The organism is Pseudomonas kuykendallii, assembly GCF_900106975.1.
GTDB classification, from domain to species: Bacteria; Pseudomonadota; Gammaproteobacteria; order Pseudomonadales; family Pseudomonadaceae; genus Pseudomonas_O; species Pseudomonas_O kuykendallii.
Window position 1 is genome coordinate 466064 of record NZ_FNNU01000003.1, and the last position, 16983, is coordinate 483046.

Sequence of the window (16983 nt, forward strand, 5' to 3'; positions counted from 1 at the left end):
GCGAACAGTGCCGACCTCCCCTGCCCGCCATGGCGGGCTGTTCAAGGCCGGGATCTGGAGGAGATCGCAAGTCGGCGCCGCACACGCGGCGACAGACCCCGGCCGAAGCTCAGGGCAGTAGCGTTAGCGAGGGCGGCAGGAGGTTCATGGCGCGGTTCCGGTGAAAGAGGTGCCCAGCTTAGGCAGCCGGAACGCCGGCCACTCACGACAAATGGTCCATTGTTGTCGCCAAATGGTCATTCCTGCCGCTAAGCTGGCGGGCCACGCATCTTGGCCCCACCCCATGGTCGACCACAGCCAACTGCCCCACGAAGCCCTGGCGATGCCGGTCACCGGCGTGTCGGTCGACTACCCCAACGGTCATCAGGTGCCCGCCCACAGCCATCCGCGCGCGCAGCTGATCTATGCGACCTCCGGAGTGTTGCTGGTGGAGACCGCGGCCGGTCGCTGGGTCATACCGCCAACCCGCGGGGTGTGGGTGCAGGCGGGCGTCGAGCATGCCCTGCGCATCCGCGGCAAGGCCTGCATGCGCAGCCTGTTCGTCAGCCCCGACGCCATCGACGGCCTGCCCACGGGCAACTGCGTGATCGATGTGTCACCCCTGCTGCGCGAACTCATCCTGGCGGCCACCCAGGTGCCGGCGCAGTACACAGCCGACAGCCGGGACGGGCGCCTGATGCGCTTTCTTCTCGACGAACTCTGCAGCCTGCCAGTGCTGCCCTTCCACCTGCCCTGGCCGGAGGACGAGCGCATCGCGCGCGTCTGCGTGGCCCTGACGCAACACCCGGCGCTGGCCGGTGGCGCCGAGCATTGGGCAGACCGACTGGCCATGAGCCCGAAGACCTTTCACCGCCGCTTTCTGGCCAGCACCGGCATCACCTTCGGCCGCTGGCGCCAGCAGGCGCGCCTGCTGCTATCGCTCGAAGCCCTGGCCGAAGGCCAGCCGGTGTTGCACGTGGCGCTGCAGCATGGCTACGAGAGCCAGAGCGCCTTTGCCGCCGCGTTCCGCCGGCAGTTCGGCGTCGCGCCGTCGAGCTTCTACACATGAATCCGACAAATGCGTTGGCGGATGACGAGCGAGCCTGAGCGGCCGGGCGACGACGGTCGTGACCGATGAGCCTGTCCTTCACATATGGAAATCCGTATATTCGCTTTCCCGTATGTGAGGTGACGCCATGATCACTCCGCCCGAAGTCTTCAGGAACCTGGCCGACGAGACCCGTGCTCGCGCCACGTTGCTCATCGCCAGCCAGGGCGAGCTTTGCGTCTGTGAGCTGGTCTGCGCCCTGGACGACAGCCAGCCGAAGATCAGCCGCCACCTGGCGCAGCTACGCAGCAGCGGCCTGCTGCGGGATCGCCGCCAGGGCCAGTGGGTCTATTACCGCCTCAATCCCGAACTGCCCGCCTGGGTGCAGGAGATGCTGCAGGTCATCCTGCAGGCGAATGCACAGTGGCTGGCCGACAACACCCTCCGCCTGCAGAACATGGACGGCCGCCCCGTCCGTGACGCCTGCTGCTGACCCCTTCGAGCGAGTCCTCCATGCTGGTCGCCCTTGCCGTATTCGTCTTTACTCTCGTCCTGGTCATCTGGCAGCCCAGGGGCCTGGGTGTCGGCTGGAGTGCCACGCTGGGGGCGATCATCGCCCTGGCCGCAGGCGCTGTATCGCTGCACGACATCCCGGCCGTGTGGGCCATCGTCTGGAATGCCACCGCCACCTTCATCGCCGTGATCATCATCAGCCTCCTGCTGGACGAGGCCGGTTTTTTCGAGTGGGCGGCGTTACACGTGGCACGCTGGGCGAACGGCAGCGGCTATCGCCTGTTCGCCTTCTGCGTGCTGCTGGGCGCTGCCGTTTCGGCGCTGTTCGCCAACGATGGCGCGGCCCTCATCCTCACGCCCATCGTCATGTCGATGCTGCTTGCCCTGCGCTTTTCGCCCGCGGCGACCCTGGCCTTCGTGATGGCTGCCGGCTTTATCGCCGATACCGCGAGCCTGCCGCTGGTGGTCTCCAACCTGGTGAACATCGTCTCGGCCGACTACTTCAGCCTGGGCTTCGCCGAGTACGCTTCGGTGATGGTGCCGGTCAACCTCGCCAGCGTCGCGGCCACCCTGCTGGTGCTGTTCCTGTTCTTCCGCCGCGATATCCCGCGACAGTACGCGCTCGATGCGCTGAAGGAGCCGAAGGCGGCGATCCACGACCGGGCCACCTTCGTCGTCGGCTGGTGGACATTGCTGGTGCTGCTGGTCGGCCTGTTTGCCCTGGAGCCGATGGGCGTTCCGGTCAGTGTCGTCGCTTCGGTCTGCGCCGCGCTCCTGTTGGCCGTTGCCGCGCGTGGGCATCGCATTTCCACCCGCAGGGTGCTGCGTGACGCGCCCTGGCAGGTAGTGGTCTTCTCCCTCGGCATGTACCTGGTGGTTTACGGCCTGAAGAACGCAGGCCTCACCGACACCCTTACCCACCTGCTCGACAGCCTTGCCGAACAGGGCCTGTGGAGCGCCGCCATCGGCACCGGCCTGCTCTCGGCGTTGCTGTCCTCGGTGATGAACAACATGCCCGCCGTGCTGGTCGGCGCCCTGTCGATCCAGGCCAGCGGCGCGGAGGGGCTGGTACGCGAGGCGATGATCTACGCCAACGTCATCGGCTGCGACCTCGGCCCGAAGATCACCCCGATTGGCAGCCTCGCCACGCTGCTCTGGCTGCACGTGCTGGAACGCAAAGGCATGCGCATCACCTGGGGTTACTACTTCAAGGTCGGCATCCTCCTGACCCTGCCCGTTCTGCTGATCACCCTTTCGGCCCTGGCACTGCGCCTGGGCCTGTCCGCCCCCTAGCTCAGGAGCCTTACATGCGAGTCCTGTTCATGTGCACGGCCAACAGCTGCCGCAGCATCCTCTGCGAAGCGCTGTTCAACCACTGGGCGCCGCAAGGCTTCGAGGCCATCAGTTCCGGCAGCTTCCCCAGGGGCCAGATACTGCCACGCAGCCTCACCACGCTGCAGCAGGCCGGCATCTCCACCGAAGGCCTGAGCAGCAAGGGTAACGAGGCATTCGAGGACAACCCGCCGGAGATTGTCATCACCGTCTGCGACAAGGCCGCCGGCGAGACCTGCCCGGCGTACTTCGGCCCTGCGCTGAAATCCCACTGGGGGCTGGCGGACCCTTCGGATGTGGTCGGTGACGAGGCAACCATCGACGCCGCCTTCCGCGCCACGCTGGCCCGCATCGAGCAGCGCTGCCGGGCCTTCTTCGCCCTTCCCTTCGACAGCCTCGGCCGCGACGAACTCAAACGCGAGCTGGATCGCATCGGCGCGCTCTGAGCAGGAAGCACCTCTCCGACCAACCTTCGCTGCCCCGCCAGCGAAGCGCCAATCCGCGAGCACAAGCCGCGCATCCTGCGGCGGCACGCGCGCCTTCAGCCACAGGCGGACGGACATTCAAAGGTGTCCTCAGCCCCGCTGCAACGCCGTGCAGCACCTGGAAAGCGCGTTGCCCACACGGCTATTGCGGCGTGAGAGGACGAGCGTTTCGCCAAACACGCCGTCACGCAGAGGCGCGCTGCTCAGTTTCCAGAGCGACGGCATCAGCGCCAGCGGCGGTGCGCATGGGCGAGGCGGGATCGTTCGCTACGCGCCATACCGCTTCGGCGACTTCCTTGGCTTCAGTGACCTGGGATGATTGAGACCACTCCGCGAACATCTTCTGCGCCAGCTCGGTGTATGGCTCCGGAATGCTGCCTTGCACGCGGGACTGTGCGTTCTTCCCGAAGTCGGTCGTCGGGGCTCGCCCCGGCAGCACCAGATTCACCCGGACATTGAACGCTGCGAGTTCAAGTGCAAGCGACTCGGTGAACGCATTCACCGCCGCTTTGCTCGCGGTATAGACGCTCAGCAGCGGCAATGACTTCATCGTTACGCTCGAAGTGACATTGATGACCACTCCGGCTTTACGCTGCCTGAACTGCGGCAATATCGCCTGAATCATCGCCATCAGACCAAAGGTGTTGGTCTCGAAGGTGTCACGGATTGCCTGCATCGAGACGCCTTCGAGGGCGCCCAGCAAACCAATGCCGGCATTGTTGACCAGCACGTCGATTGGCCCCGCATCCTCCAGCATCCGCTGGATGCTGCCTGGATCGGTCACGTCCAGCGCAAGTACGCGGAGGTGTTCAGACGCCGGAAAAAGCCCCTCGTTTGGCGAGCGCATCGTCGCGGTGACCTTCCAGCCGCGCTCCAGAAAATAGTGGGCGGTGGCCAGACCGAAGCCGGAGGAGCATCCCGTAATCAGCACGGTTTTCATCGGTAATACCCTTGCGTGGTTGACAGAGCCACAACGATAGGCTGCTGTAACAGGACTTAATATCATTGGAAGTCCATCAATATTTCGCAGGAGTCCGATATGTCTGATCCACTCGCAGAGGTAGTCACCCTTCTGCAACCGGGCGCCTCGTTTTCCAAGATTGTCAGTGGCGCGGGGGCCTGGCGCGTAAACCGCTCGGTCGATGGCGAGCCGTTCTACTGCGCGATCCTCGAGGGAGGCAGTCGGCTGTCAGTCGCCGGCCAGCCCGCGATAACGTTGCACGCGGGCGACTTCGTGCTCATTCCAGCCGCCTACGACTTCACGATGATGAGCCGCCAGGCGATGGCAGAAGGAGACCCCGACACCCTCCCCGTCGAGGTACGGCCACGTGACATTCGCGTGGGCAGGCAGGACATCCCGGTCGATGTTCAATTGTTGATAGGACACTGCACCTTCGGCTCTCCGGATGCCGCGCTGCTGGTGACGCTGTTACCCCAGCTGATACACGTTCGCGGCGAACGCCGACTGGCAACGCTGCTGGAACTCGTTACCGAGGAGGCGCGCGGCCAGCGCCCGGCACGGGATTTCATCCTTGCGCACCTGCTGGAAGTACTGTTCATCGAAGCGCTGCGCTCCACTGCAACCGAAACCGCGCCGGCCGGCCTGCTGCGCGGACTCGGCGATGAACGCCTGGCCGTGGCGATACGCCGGATGCACGAATATCCGGACCAGCCCTGGACGGTGGCGCAGCTCGCACGGGAAGCGGCGCTCTCCCGCTCCACCTTTTTCGAACGTTTCAAACAGGCGCTGGGCATGGCGCCGATGGCGTATCTGCTTACCTGGCGAATGGCGCTGGCAAAGAAACTGCTGCGTGGCCGGGACGCCAGTATCAGCGAGATTGCACAGCGTATCGGTTACAGCTCCGTGAGCGCATTCAGCGTTGCCTTTACGCGCTATACAGGGCTTGCGCCCGGGCGTTACTCACGGAAAGAAATCGCCATATAGATGCCTCACCCAGCTCTGCCTGGACCTGGCTATCCCACGCCTACCCCGCCACGTTTCGATCCGAGACGGCAGCGATGAACGCGCGCAAGTCCGTCAGCATCAGTTCCGGCTCTTCCCATGCCGCGAAGTGGCCGCCCGCGGGCATGTCGGTCCAGTGCACGATGTTGAAGGTCTTCTCGGCGAACGAACGCGGTGGCGGTATGAACACCGGGTCGCGAAAGGCTGCGAACCCGGTCGGCACGCCGATGTGCGTACCCGCCGTGAACCTGCCCGATCCTTCGAGTCGCTTGCCCTGGTAGATCCAGGTGGCCGTCACCACCGAGGATGTCGCCACGTAGAGCATGATGTTGGTGAGCAGTTGCTCCTCGGAGAACCGGCTCCAGATATCCGGATCGCCGTGCGCGTTGCGGGGCAGGTCCGCCCAGTTACCGAACTTTTCGAGTATCCAGGCGGCGGCTCCGACCGGGCTGTCCGCCATCGCTACGCCGAGGCTCTGGGGTCGGGTTTCCTGCTCGTGGCTGTAGCCGGTCTCCCGGTCGAGCAGCGCGTCGCGCCTGGCCACGAAGGCTTCTTCCTCGGCGGTGGACGGGGTGATGCCCTCGGCGATGAGATCGGCCATGTTCAGGTGAATGCCGAGCAGGGCTTCGGGGCGATCGTGCGCCATCCAGCCGGCGATGCCGGAGCCCCAGTCGCCGCCCTGAACGATGTAGCGGGCCGTCCCGAACAGCTGGCTCATCAGCCCGTGCATGAGCGCGGCGGCGCGGCGTGGGCCGATGACGCCGGTGATCGGCCGGGAGAAGGCGAAGCCCGGGAGCGACGGAACGATCACGTCGTGCCCGTCCTGGGCGAGTGGATCGAGGAGTGCTTCGAACTCGAGAAAGGAGCCCGGCCAGCCGTGGAGCAACAGCAGCGGCGGCTTGGAACCGTCGCCTCGCACATGGATGAAGTGAATCCGCTCGCCCTCGACGTCGGCGGTGAAGTGCGGCCGCTGATTGAGGCTGCGCTCCACCCGTCGCCAGTCGTAGGTGTCTTGCCAGTAGGCGACCAGGCGCTTGAGATCGGCGATGCCGACACCCGACGACCACCCACCGGTATCGGGCATCTGGCTCCAGTCATAGGCGGCCACCTTGGCGCCGAGGGTGGCGAGACGTTCAGACGGTATATGGATCTCGTAGGGTGAAATCATGAGTGTGTCCTTGTGAGGTAGCGGCCTGACGTGGACGCGCCATCGGCGTGCCCGCCAACGGATCACGCCCAGGCCTCTGGAAAGGATCTGGCGCATTGCGCCTCCAGACGCAACAATGCCTCCCGATAATCCCCATGTTAACCCGGTAATTGCGCCAAAGACCTTTGCAGATGGCGCACAGGTGCTCATTTATGGATGTGGCTGGCGATCTGGAAACCTTCACCCTGGTGGCCGAAACCGGCAGCTTTTCCGCGGCGGGCCGACGCCTTGGCCTCGCCCCCTCCTCCGTCGCACGCGTCGTCGATCGCCTCGAGGCGCGACTCGGCGTGCGCCTGCTGCTCCGGACGACCCGCTCGCTGACCCTGACGGCAGAAGGCGCGACCTACCTGTCCTCGGCCCGGCGGATTCTGGCGGACCTCAGGGAAACCGAACACCTCATCTCCGAGCAGAGTTCGCCGCGCGGACGGCTGCGGGTGAGTGCGTCGATCCTCTACGGAAAGACCTTCCTCGTGCCGCTCCTGGGCGCATTCATCGAGCGGCATCCGGGCGTGCTGGTGGACATCAACCTCACCGACACGGTGGTGGACATCGCCGCCGGCCAGGCGGACGTGGCCCTGCGGCTGGGCACCCTGCCCGATAGCCCCCTCACGGCACGCGCACTGGGCAAGACGCACAAGGTGATCGTGGCATCGCCCCGCTACCTGGCCCGCCGCGGAACGCCGCAGGTGCCGGAGGATTTGCTCGACCACGATTGCATCAACTTCAACTTCAGGCGCGCCGCGCCCGACTGGCCGTTTCGCAAGGACGGCCGCGATTACTCGCTGACGGTCAAAGGCAGCGTCGAAACCAACAACGGCGACACCCAGGGCCAGCTCGCCGCGCAAGGCATCGGCATCGCCCGGGTATGCGCCGAGACGGTGGAACACGCGATCAGGTCGGGCGAACTGGTGCCGCTGCTGGAGGCCTTCAACCCCGGTGACGGTGAAGAGATTCACGTGGTGTTCATGGGCGGCGCGCACGTCCCGGCCCGGGTACGCTGCTTCGTCGATTACCTCGTGGAGAGCTTCCGGTAGGCGCTCGTTGGCCGGGCGCCCGCGCGGGTCAGGCTTTCAGCGCAAGCCACTGCGAAACGGCGCTGTTGAACTGCTCGGTGCAGTCCACCATCACCCAATGGGAAGCCTTGAAGGACTCGGCCTCGCAGCCCGCCGTGGCGCTCAGGCGCCGCAACCATTCTTCGGAATGGAACTGGAACGGCTTGTGCCGCCCGTATGCGTAGAAGATCGGGCACGCCAGTTCAGTGGGTCCGATCAGGGCCTTCAACCCGCCGAGGGCACCCATCCAGCGCATGGCGTAGGGATAGCTCATGCCGGCATGAACGCTGGCTTCATCGGCCTTGCAGCGCAGGAATCTTGCGATCGCGCGGGCCACGCGGTTGCCCAGCGCGCCCTTGATGTACCAGGTCAGTGCCAGCGGCATCTGGTACGCGAAGATCATCAACTTGGCACGCAGGCTCAGCGCGCGGGCAAACGCCGGCGAAGTTGCATCGCCCACGTCGACGGCAACCACTCGCGCCACCTTGTTCGGGTGGAGCGCGGCGAAATGAAAGCCGAACAGGCAGCCCCAGTCGTGAAGCATCAGCGTGACCGGGCCGTTCGGGCTGACCTCGTTCACCACGGCGAGCATCAGCGCCATCAGTTCGCGGACGGAGAAGCCGCGCGTGGCGGGATCGTCGAAGCCTGGCAGGGTGAACCTCACGCACCGGTGCGTGCGCTTGAAATGCCGCACCTGCCCTTCCCATATCTCATGGGTGTCCGGCCAGCCGTGCAGCATCACGAAGGTGTCGGGGCCGTCGCCGTCGATGTGTACCCGAATGCCGGAAACGATCAGTTCACTGTGCACGCTTGTCTCTCCGCAAAGCCCGTCAAGGGCCGTTCATCCGGCAGGCACCCGGCTGCCCTGGCGCTTCGACCTTGGCTGCAAGCGCCTGTGCGCTCCGGCCTCGATGCGTTCACGGCAGGGCGCTGGAACTAGCCAACGACCTGGCTGACGAGCACGACCGGGGCGATGTCCGTGTAGTGGGGACAATCTGCGCCGAGCGCCTTGCCTTCGGCTCCCATCGCCGCCTTGAAGGTGTCGAGGTCGTCGAAGAACAGGTGCGCCGCCGCGACGCTCGCAGGCAAGGTGTCGCCGCGCTCATGCAACGTCTGGTCGATCTCCAGCTTCAACAGCCCATGAGCGCCCAGGCGCTCACGGATCAGCCGCGCATGCGCGCCCTGGTAGTAGCTGTGGTCGAACCGGTAGCCCTCATGGGGCGGGTATGAAACGGTCACTCTGATCATGGTGTTCACCGATGAAAGGGGTAGAGGGTCAAGCGTGCTCTCGCAGCTCCCTGAACAGGTCACGGCCCAGCGCCGCGGATGCCGCCAGCAGCCCGCCAACCATGGCGCCGCTGACGCCCCCCATGCCGACGTCCTGGCCGGCGAAGAGCAAGCCCTTCACCGGGCTGAAGGCGCGGGTCCAGCGCTGCTCATAGCGCTCCGGCGTCGGGGCGAACGACATGAAGTCGCCACGCGTTCGGCCGAGGAAATCGTTGAAGCTCACCGGCGTGGCCAACTCGGCATGGACGACATGGCCGCGCGCCTTCGGATAGAAGCGGTAGACCTGTTCGAGCATCTCCTCGGCGAGGCGAACCTTGAGGCCTTCGTATTCGTCGCCGCGACGCTTCCACCGCGTATCGCTGAACGGCTTCCACAGGTTCCAGTCGGTGAAGCTGCAGATGTCCATGGTGGTGCGGCCGGGATAGCGCTGTTCCCAGGTCGGGTCCTTGGCCGAGGGTTGCGAGATGAAGTGCAGCGGCATCGGGCGGTTGGCCGAATCCTGAACGTAGTGCTGCCAGTCTTCGGTCTGCCTGGCGCTCCTGTGAATCCAGATATTGGCCGGGCCAACCTCCAGCTCCGCGTTGCCTGCATCCAGCCCGACGTTGAGTACGACCGCCGGCAGCGTGCTCGGCATGGCCTGGGCCTTGGCGTTGATCTGCGCAACGTCCGGGCTCTCGCTGGCGAGCATGCCCAGCGTCTGGCGGATGCCGATACCGCTGATGACCTGCGGCGCTTCGAGCACCTCGCCGCCAGCCATGCGCACGCCGACGACACGGCCGCCGTGCTCGACGACCGCGACGACGTCGGCCCCTGCCAGCACCATCCCGCCGGCACTGCGAATGGTCTGCGAAATCAGGTCCGCGATGACCTGCGCACCGCCGATGGGATAGCTCGCACCCTCGAGGTAATGGCGGATGACGGCCGCGTGCACCGAGAACGAGGCCACGCTCGGCAGGCTCGCGTAATCGCCGAAATGACCACAGAGCACGGCGATCAGCTTCTCGTTGCGGGTGATCGACTGCAGCACTTCCCGCGCGGTTTTCCCGGCCAGCGGCATGAAGCGCGGCGCGACCTGATCGAATGCCTTGTCCGCGAGTTGTTCCGGCATGGCCCGTACCGCGAGGAACTCGCCCGCCGGGCGGCTGGCTTCGTTGACCAGCTCGATGTAGCGGTCGATGGCGTCCGCCTCTTCGGGGAAGTAGTCCTTCATCCGCTCGCGGAAGGCCGCGCTGCCCGCGTGGTAATCGAACACCTCGTCGCCGACCGCGATCCTGTTGTAGATGTCGGGCATCTTCTGCCATTTCAGTGCCCCGCGCGTCACCTTGTCGAACAGGCTCGACAGGGTGCCGGCGCGATGAACCTCGCCGACGTAATGAAGGCCCACGTCCCACTCGAATCCGGGCCGCTTGAACACCTGCAGGCAGCCACCGATGACCGCGTGGCGTTCGAGCACCAGCACCTTCTTGCCTTCGAGCGCCAGCAAGGCGGCGGCCGTGAGCCCGCCGGCTCCAGAACCGACGACGATTACGTCCGGTTTCGTTCCCAGGTCGCCCCGCGCGAGCGCGCGCTTGTAGCTCGAATTAGCGTCGTTTTTCATTGTTGTTTTCCTGATGAAGTGGAGCATGCCCGGTGCGGTCGCACGCTCAGGCAGAGGGGCCGAACAACCCGGGGCCGGCCAGCGAGGCACCGCCATCGACGGGCAGCACCACGCCAGTCACGTAATCGCAGACCGAGGAACTGAGCATGACGGCGACCTTGGCCACCGAGTTGAGATCGCCGTAGCGACGCAGCGGAAGATTGCGAATGACCGCCTCGCGCGCCTCGGCGGTGGGCGTCAGGCGCGCCATCCCTTCCGTACCGTCGATGGGGCCGGGAACGATGGAGTTGACCCTGATACCCTCCGGGCCCCATTCCATGGCGAGCACGCGGGTAAGCATGTCCACGCCAGCCTTGGCCGCGCAGACATGTGCCTGCAGCGGCGTGGCAATGGATGCCTGCGGGGCGGAGATGTTGATGATCGACGCGCCAGGCTTGGTCAGGAACGGATAGGCCGCGCGCAGCACATGGAAGCTGCCAAGCAGGTCGATATCCATGACGCTCTTGAAGCCGTTCGACGACATCACCGCCGCCGGTGCGACGAAGTTGCCGGCCGCCCCGGAGCACAGCACATCGATGCTGCCCCAGGCTTCATGAGTCCTGGAAAGCGCGTCCTGGACGCTGCTCAATTCCCGGACGTCGCCGGTGAAACCCATGGCTTCGCCGCCCAGCGCGCGCAGGCTGGCGAGCGCGCTGTCCACGCGTTCCGCCGACCGGCTGAACACCGCCACGCGTGCGCCTGCGGCGGCGAACGCCTTGGCTATGCCGAGGTTGATGCCGCTGGTGCCGCCGGCTACGAATACAGTTTTTCCGATGAACTCGCTCTGATCCAGCATTGCCGCCACTCCTGCCTGTAAATCGCTTGTTGTTGTGAGCGAGGACTAGGCTAGGGGCAGCCAAGGTGGCAGTCTGTCAAAAATTTGAATTTTGAACCCACGCCATGGACGTACCCGCAGACAGCGATTTCCTACTGACCGTACTGGACAGGGACGAGTGGTTTTCCTCCTGCGCGGTCGAGCTCAAGCAGGCCCTGATTCGCGACGCCAGGATGCATGGGCTGCTCGCGGGAGAGGCGATGTACCGCGACGGCGAACAGGCCAGGTACGCGCTGTTCTGCGTAATCGAGGGCGCCATCCGCCTCAGCAGCGCCCTGCGTGACGGCACACCCTCATTGCTGGTTTATCTGGAGCCCTGCCACTGGTTCGGCGACATCTCCCTGATCGACGGGCGACCGTACATTCGCGATGCAATCGCCGACATGGATTCACAGATCCTCTGCGTTCCCATGCACGCCTTCACCCAATGGCTGGACGAGCACCCCAGGTACTGGCGGGACATCGCCCGTCTGAGCATCAACAAGCTGCGCGTCGCCTACCAGGTGATCGGCGAGCCGGGCGCGCTCCACCACCGGCTCGCCAGGCGCCTGTGGCTGATGGCGCAGGGGTTCGGCTCGCGCACGCAGAACCCGTCCCTGCACCTGAGCGTTTCCCAGGAGCACCTGGCGCAGATGATGGGCAGCACCCGGCAGAGCATCAACGCGGCGCTGGCCAGGCTGGAGGGGCTCGGGCTGCTTACCCAGGGCTACAAATCCATCGAGCTGTGTAACCTGACACAGCTGCTGAACCACGCGAACCGCCAAGACGTGGACGACGCGCCCGAGCGCTCCGGCGGCTGAAGCGCGAAGAACCGCCGCTGCCGCAGCGTCGTGCGCTTACATCGGGCCCGCCGCGCCTCACCCGTAGGCCTGAACGAACAGTTCCACGGCGGCGCCGATTCGCGACTCGGTCACCTGCGCGGGATGGCTGTCCAGGCCGCCCGCCACCAGCAGCAGGAACTGCAGCGCGGCATGCTCGGGATCGGCGCAACGAACGGAGCGGGACAGCGCCTCTTCCAGATACGTCCGATACGGCCGATAGCGCTGTCGCCAGCGCTTCTGCAGCGTCCGGTTGGAGCGCAGCTCGATGTACGTCAGGGCGACGAAGGCCGGGTGCTCGCTTTGCCGCAGCAGCTCGGCGGCAGCCCGTCCCAGGCAGGCGCGCAGCTCGCCCTGCGCCGGGCAGGGCAGCGCCGGCTCGGGCATCTCGTCCAGCCAGCATTCGCAGACGGTGCGGAAAAGCTGCTCCTTGTCCCCGAAGTACATGTACAGGGTGGCCTTGGTCACGTCCGCGGCGTCCGCGATGGCCTGCATGTTCGCCTGGGCAAAACCCACCGCGGAAAACACGTTGCTCGCCGCCCACAGCATCTTGCGTCTTCGGCTATCCCGGCGTGCTTCCTTCTGCGCGAGGGGGCTCATGCGGGCTGCGCTCCCTCGAGCCGGTCATCGCGTGCGGGCTTGATGCCAAACCAGATGGCGTACATCGCCGGCAGGAACACCAGGGTCAGGACGGTGCCGGCGAAGGTGCCGCCGATCAGGGTGTAGGCGAGCGTTCCCCAGAACACCGAATGGGTCAGCGGAATGAACGCCAGGATCGCCGCCAGCGCGGTAAGGATCACCGGTCGCGCCCGATGAACGGTGGCCTCGACCACCGCCCGGAACGGCTCAAGGCCGGCCTCCTGGTTCTGGCGGATCTGCCCGATCAGGATCAGCGTGTTGCGCATCAGGATGCCGGACAGGGCAATCAGGCCGACCAGCGCGTTGATACCGAAGGGCTGCTGGAACAGGATCAGCGTCGGCACGACGCCGATCAGCCCCAGCGGGCTGGTGAGGAAGACCATCGCCATCGCAGAGATCGAGCGCACTTGCAGGATGATGATGATCAGCGTGACGGCGAGCATGATCGGAAACAGCGGCAGCATGGCCTTGCTCGCCTTGCCCGATTCCTCGATGGAGCCCGCCTCCTCGAGGCGATAGCCGCTCGGCAGCTTGTCGATGAGGGGTTGCAGTTGCTGGCTGATGGCCGTCGACACATCCGGCGGTTGCAGCCCTTCGGCGATGTCGCCGCGCACGGTGATGGTCGGCACACGGTCGCGCCAGCGCATGATCGGCTCTTCCGTGCGCACCTCCACCTCGCCGACCTGCGACAGCGGAATGCGCTGGCCGCTGGCACCCGCGAGGGTGAAGTCCATGACTCGCGCCGGATCGAGGCGGATACCGCCGGCGGCGCGGGCCATCACCTGCACCGTGCGGATGTCCTCGCGCACGGCGGTGACGGACACGCCGCTGAGCAGGAACTGCAGCTGCTGCGCCACGGCGCTGGAGGTGAGGCCCACCGCCTGCAGACGATCCTGCTGCAGGGTGAAGTGCAGCGTCGGCACGCGGCTGCCCCAGTCGGTGTTCACCGTGCGCATCAGCGGGCTGGCATCCATCGTCCGCTGCACCTCGGCGGCGATTTCGCGCAGCCGGTCCGGGTCCGGCCCCATGACCCGGTAGGCCACCGGGTACGGCGAGTACGGGCCGAACACCAGTTGCGTGACGCGCACCCGCGCCTCGCTGGCCAGGCCGTCGGCAATCGCCTGGCGCAGCCGCTGCTTGAGCGCCTCGCGCTCTTCCGGGTTGTCCGTGCGCACGACGATCTTGGCGAATGACGGATCGGGCAACTCCGGCCCCATGGCCATGAAGAAGCGCGGCGCGCCCTGGCCGATGTAGGCGGTGACGATCCTGGCTTCCTCCTGCCGCGCCAGCCAGTCCTCGACCTTGCCGGCGGCGGCGCTGGTCTGTGCGATGGACGTGCCGTAGGGCATCTGCACTTCGACCAGCACTTCGGGTCGGTCGGAGATCGGGAAGAACTGCTTCTTGACCAGCGCCATGCCGAGCACGGCGGTCACGAACAGCCCGACCACCGAGCCGGCGACCAGCCATTTGTGGCCGATGACGCGGCCCAGCAGCCGGCGAAAACGGTTGTAGCGCGGGGTGTCGTAGAGGTCGCCGTGTTGGCCCTCGGCCTTCCTGATATCGGGAAGCAGCTTGACGCCGAAGTACGGCGTGAAGATCACCGCGACCAGCCAAGAGGCGATCAGGGCGATACCGACGATCCAGAACATGTTGCTGGTGTACTCGCCAGCGGTGGAGCGGGCGAAACCGTTGGGCATGAAGCCGACGGCCGTCACCAGGGTCCCCGAGAGCATCGGCGCCGCCGTGCTGCTCCAGGCGTAGGCGGAAGCCTGCACACGGCTGTAGCCCTCCTCCATCTTCACCACCATCATCTCGATGGCGATGATCGCATCGTCCACCAGCAGGCCCAGCGCGAGGATCAGCGAGCCCAGGGTGATGCGGTCGAAGTTCTTGCCGGTGGCGGCCATCACCACGAAGACCACCGCCAGCGTCAGCGGCACCGCCACGGCGACCACGATGCCGACTCGCCAGCCCATGCTGATGAAGCTCACCAGCATGACCACCAGCAGGGCGACGAAGAACTTGACCATGAACTCGTCGACCGAGGCACTGATGTTGACCGCCTGGTCGGTGACCTTGGTCAGGCTCATGCCCAGGGGCAGTTCGCCGTTGATGGCGCCCACCTCGTCGTTCAGCGCCTGGCCCAGGTCGAGCCCGTTCCAGCCTTCGCGCATGACGATGCCCAGCAGCAGCGCCGGTTCGCCGCCGTTGCGGATCAGGAAGGTGGCCGGGTCCTCGTAGCCGCGTGTCACCGTCGCGACGTCCGACAGCTTCAGGGTGCGGCCCTGGGCGATCACCGGCGTGTCGCGGATCTTTTGCAACTCATCGAAGGCGCCGTCGAGCCGGATGAACACCTCCGGCCCACGGGTTTCGACGGAGCCGGCCGGGGTCAGGACGTTCTGTCCGTTGAGCGCGGCGAACACCTCCTGCGGGCCGATGCCCAGCGTCGCCAGGCGCTCGTGGGAGAACTCGACGAAGATCCGCTCGGCCTGCTCGCCGATGATGTTGACCTTCTTCACGCCGGGAACGTGCAGGAGCCGCTGGCGCAGCGTCTCGGCATCGCGCACCAGACGGCGCTGCGGCTCGCCTTTGGCCTTGAGCGCGAACAGGGCGAAGGTGACGTCGGAGTATTCGTCGTTCACCAGCGGCCCGATCACGCCGGCGGGCAGCGTCTTGGCCTCGTCGCTGATCTTCTTGCGCGCCTGGTAGAACTCCTCCGGCACCTCCGCGGGCGGCGTGCTGTCGAGCAGCGACAGCGAGGTGAAGGCCAGGCCCGGCCGGGTGTAGGTCTCGCTGCGGTCGTACCAGCGAAGTTCCTGCAGGCGCTTCTCCAGTTTCTCGGCGACCTGGTCCTGCATTTCCTGGGCGGTGGCGCCCGGCCAGGCGGTGATGATGGTCATGACCTTGACGGTAAAGGCCGGGTCTTCGGCCCGCCCCAGCTTGAAGAAGGCGATGAGCCCCGCGAGGGAGATCAGGCAGACCAGGAACAGGGTGACCGAGCGCTCGCGCACGGCGAGCGCGGAGAGGTTGAAACGACCTGCGCTCATGGGCGTTCCCCGGCTGCCGCGACGGACGTCGGGGCGGCAAGGCGCACCGGCTGGCCGTCACGCAACAAATGGGCACCGAGCGCGACGATCCGCATGCCCGGCTTCAACGCCCCGCTGACCCGCGCGTCCTCGTCGTCCAGCAACTCGACGCTGACCGGCGTCCAGGCAACCGTTGCCGGATCGCCCTGGACGACCCACACGCCGGGGCCTTTGCCGGCGTCGTGGAGTGCGCCCACGGGCACCCGAACCCCGCGCTCGGCCTGCTCCGCGGCTATCCGCACGGTAATCGTGGTGCCCAGCGGAGCACTGGCCAGTTCGCCTTCGAGCACGTAGCGGGCTTCGAAGGTGCGGGTCTGGCGGTCGGCGACATCGGAAAGCTGGCGCAGGTGGGTCGCGACGCTGACGTCGTGCCGGCCGAACAGCGTGGCCTGGGCGGCGGAGCCGACCGCCGGGCGAAGGGTTTCCGGCAACTGCACCAGCGCCTCCCGGGGGCCGGCATGCGCCAGCCGCACCACGGCCTGGCCGGCACTCACCACCTGGCCGGGCTCGGCCAGGGTTTCCATGACGACGCCGTCGGCATCGGCCAGAAGCTCGGCGTAGCGCATCGCGTTGCCGGCCACCTCGGCCTGGGCCTCGGCCGCACTGAGCTGGGCGCGCGCCGCGTCTGCCGCCGCCTTGTACTGGTCGTAGGCCGACACCGATACCGCGCCGGTGCCGCGCAGGGTGCGGTAGCGCACTTCGTCGTCGATCGCCTGCCGAGCCCGCGCACGGGCGGCGGTCACCGCCTCGCGCTGCGCATGGGCGGCGAGCTGCAGGTCGACGGGATCGAGGCGCAGCAGCACCTGCCCGCGCCTGACCGGCTGGCCGGTGTCCACCAGCCGCTGCAACACCTTGCCGGAAACGCGAAAGCCCAGATCACTCTGGACCCTGGCCGCCACGATGCCGGTGAAGGAACGCGGCGCGGACGTCGCCGACTCGAGCGTGGCGACCCGCACCAGCGGCGCACCAGTGCGTGGATCGGAGGACACCTGATCGCCGCAGGAGACCAGCGCAAACGGCATCACGCCGATGAGGGTGGACAGAAGGAGATTGCGCCGGCGCATGGGGAATCCGTTGCGAAGTCGTAGGAGACTTCACTTTGA

General features: G+C 66.3%; 16 protein-coding genes. 7 read left to right on the forward strand and 9 right to left on the reverse strand.

Annotated features, from left to right (window positions below):
• Nucleotides 1-283 precede the first annotated feature (283 nt).
• The 4 genes from BLV15_RS12190 to BLV15_RS12205 all read left to right on the forward strand — a co-directional run bounded on the left by BLV15_RS12190 (nucleotide 284) and on the right by BLV15_RS12205 (nucleotide 3318).
• Nucleotides 284-1048: an AraC family transcriptional regulator gene (locus BLV15_RS12190; protein ID WP_090228475.1), complete on the forward strand. Its 765-nt coding sequence runs from the start codon at nucleotides 284-286 to the stop codon at nucleotides 1046-1048.
• Between the two features lie 127 nt (nucleotides 1049-1175).
• Nucleotides 1176-1520 carry a metalloregulator ArsR/SmtB family transcription factor gene (locus tag BLV15_RS12195; RefSeq protein ID WP_090228478.1) on the forward strand — a complete coding sequence of 115 codons (345 nt, stop codon included), beginning with the start codon at nucleotides 1176-1178 and terminating at the stop codon, nucleotides 1518-1520.
• Nucleotides 1521-1540: 20 nt separating this feature from the next.
• On the forward strand, nucleotides 1541-2833 hold the full coding sequence (locus BLV15_RS12200; protein WP_090228481.1) for an arsenic transporter: 1293 nt from the start codon (nucleotides 1541-1543) through the stop codon (nucleotides 2831-2833).
• A 14-nt stretch (nucleotides 2834-2847) separates the two neighbouring features.
• Nucleotides 2848-3318 carry an arsenate reductase ArsC gene (locus tag BLV15_RS12205; RefSeq protein ID WP_090228484.1) on the forward strand — a complete coding sequence of 157 codons (471 nt, stop codon included), beginning with the start codon at nucleotides 2848-2850 and terminating at the stop codon, nucleotides 3316-3318.
• 223 nt (nucleotides 3319-3541) lie between these two features.
• Here the strand turns inward: BLV15_RS12205 and BLV15_RS12210 are convergent, their stop codons facing one another.
• Nucleotides 3542-4297 (reverse strand): SDR family oxidoreductase, encoded by a 756-nt coding sequence (locus BLV15_RS12210; RefSeq protein ID WP_090228486.1) that lies wholly within the window; start codon nucleotides 4295-4297, stop codon nucleotides 3542-3544.
• Between the two features lie 99 nt (nucleotides 4298-4396).
• On the opposite strand from BLV15_RS12210, the gene BLV15_RS12215 reads away from it, so the two are divergent.
• The gene (locus BLV15_RS12215; protein ID WP_090228489.1) at nucleotides 4397-5302 is read left to right on the forward strand and encodes an AraC family transcriptional regulator; all 906 of its coding nucleotides are present in this window, start codon (nucleotides 4397-4399) and stop codon (nucleotides 5300-5302) included.
• Between the two features lie 40 nt (nucleotides 5303-5342).
• On the opposite strand, the gene BLV15_RS12220 is transcribed toward BLV15_RS12215, so the two are convergent.
• Nucleotides 5343-6488 (reverse strand): epoxide hydrolase family protein, encoded by a 1146-nt coding sequence (locus BLV15_RS12220; RefSeq protein WP_090228492.1) that lies wholly within the window; start codon nucleotides 6486-6488, stop codon nucleotides 5343-5345.
• A 191-nt stretch (nucleotides 6489-6679) separates the two neighbouring features.
• Here BLV15_RS12220 and BLV15_RS12225 point away from each other — a divergent pair, with 191 nt between their 5' ends.
• Nucleotides 6680-7561, forward strand: a complete 882-nt coding sequence (locus BLV15_RS12225; RefSeq protein ID WP_090228494.1) for a LysR family transcriptional regulator — start codon at nucleotides 6680-6682, stop codon at nucleotides 7559-7561.
• Between the two features lie 28 nt (nucleotides 7562-7589).
• On the opposite strand, the gene BLV15_RS12230 is transcribed toward BLV15_RS12225, so the two are convergent.
• The 4 genes from BLV15_RS12230 to BLV15_RS12245 form a co-directional block, all read right to left on the reverse strand.
• Nucleotides 7590-8387: an alpha/beta fold hydrolase gene (locus tag BLV15_RS12230; RefSeq protein ID WP_090228496.1), complete on the reverse strand. Its 798-nt coding sequence runs from the start codon at nucleotides 8385-8387 to the stop codon at nucleotides 7590-7592.
• A gap of 128 nt (nucleotides 8388-8515) precedes the next feature.
• A complete protein-coding gene (locus BLV15_RS12235; RefSeq protein WP_090228498.1) occupies nucleotides 8516-8827 on the reverse strand; it encodes an EthD family reductase in 312 nt (103 codons plus the stop codon).
• A 28-nt stretch (nucleotides 8828-8855) separates the two neighbouring features.
• On the reverse strand, nucleotides 8856-10463 hold the full coding sequence (locus BLV15_RS12240; RefSeq protein ID WP_090228500.1) for a phytoene desaturase family protein: 1608 nt from the start codon (nucleotides 10461-10463) through the stop codon (nucleotides 8856-8858).
• Between the two features lie 46 nt (nucleotides 10464-10509).
• Nucleotides 10510-11298, reverse strand: a complete 789-nt coding sequence (locus BLV15_RS12245; protein ID WP_090228503.1) for an SDR family oxidoreductase — start codon at nucleotides 11296-11298, stop codon at nucleotides 10510-10512.
• A gap of 104 nt (nucleotides 11299-11402) precedes the next feature.
• Here BLV15_RS12245 and BLV15_RS12250 point away from each other — a divergent pair, with 104 nt between their 5' ends.
• Nucleotides 11403-12137: a Crp/Fnr family transcriptional regulator gene (locus BLV15_RS12250; protein ID WP_090228505.1), complete on the forward strand. Its 735-nt coding sequence runs from the start codon at nucleotides 11403-11405 to the stop codon at nucleotides 12135-12137.
• A 57-nt stretch (nucleotides 12138-12194) separates the two neighbouring features.
• On the opposite strand, the gene BLV15_RS12255 is transcribed toward BLV15_RS12250, so the two are convergent.
• The 3 genes from BLV15_RS12255 to BLV15_RS12265 are packed head-to-tail and all read right to left on the reverse strand — an operon-like array spanning nucleotide 12195 to nucleotide 16944.
• The gene (locus tag BLV15_RS12255) at nucleotides 12195-12755 is read right to left on the reverse strand and encodes a TetR/AcrR family transcriptional regulator (protein ID WP_090228508.1); all 561 of its coding nucleotides are present in this window, start codon (nucleotides 12753-12755) and stop codon (nucleotides 12195-12197) included.
• On the reverse strand, nucleotides 12752-15841 hold the full coding sequence (locus BLV15_RS12260; protein ID WP_090228510.1) for an efflux RND transporter permease subunit: 3090 nt from the start codon (nucleotides 15839-15841) through the stop codon (nucleotides 12752-12754). The genes BLV15_RS12255 and BLV15_RS12260 overlap by 4 nt, the downstream gene beginning before the upstream one ends.
• Nucleotides 15838-16944, reverse strand: a complete 1107-nt coding sequence (locus tag BLV15_RS12265; protein ID WP_090228513.1) for an efflux RND transporter periplasmic adaptor subunit — start codon at nucleotides 16942-16944, stop codon at nucleotides 15838-15840. The genes BLV15_RS12260 and BLV15_RS12265 overlap by 4 nt, the downstream gene beginning before the upstream one ends.
• Nucleotides 16945-16983: the final 39 nt, after the last annotated feature.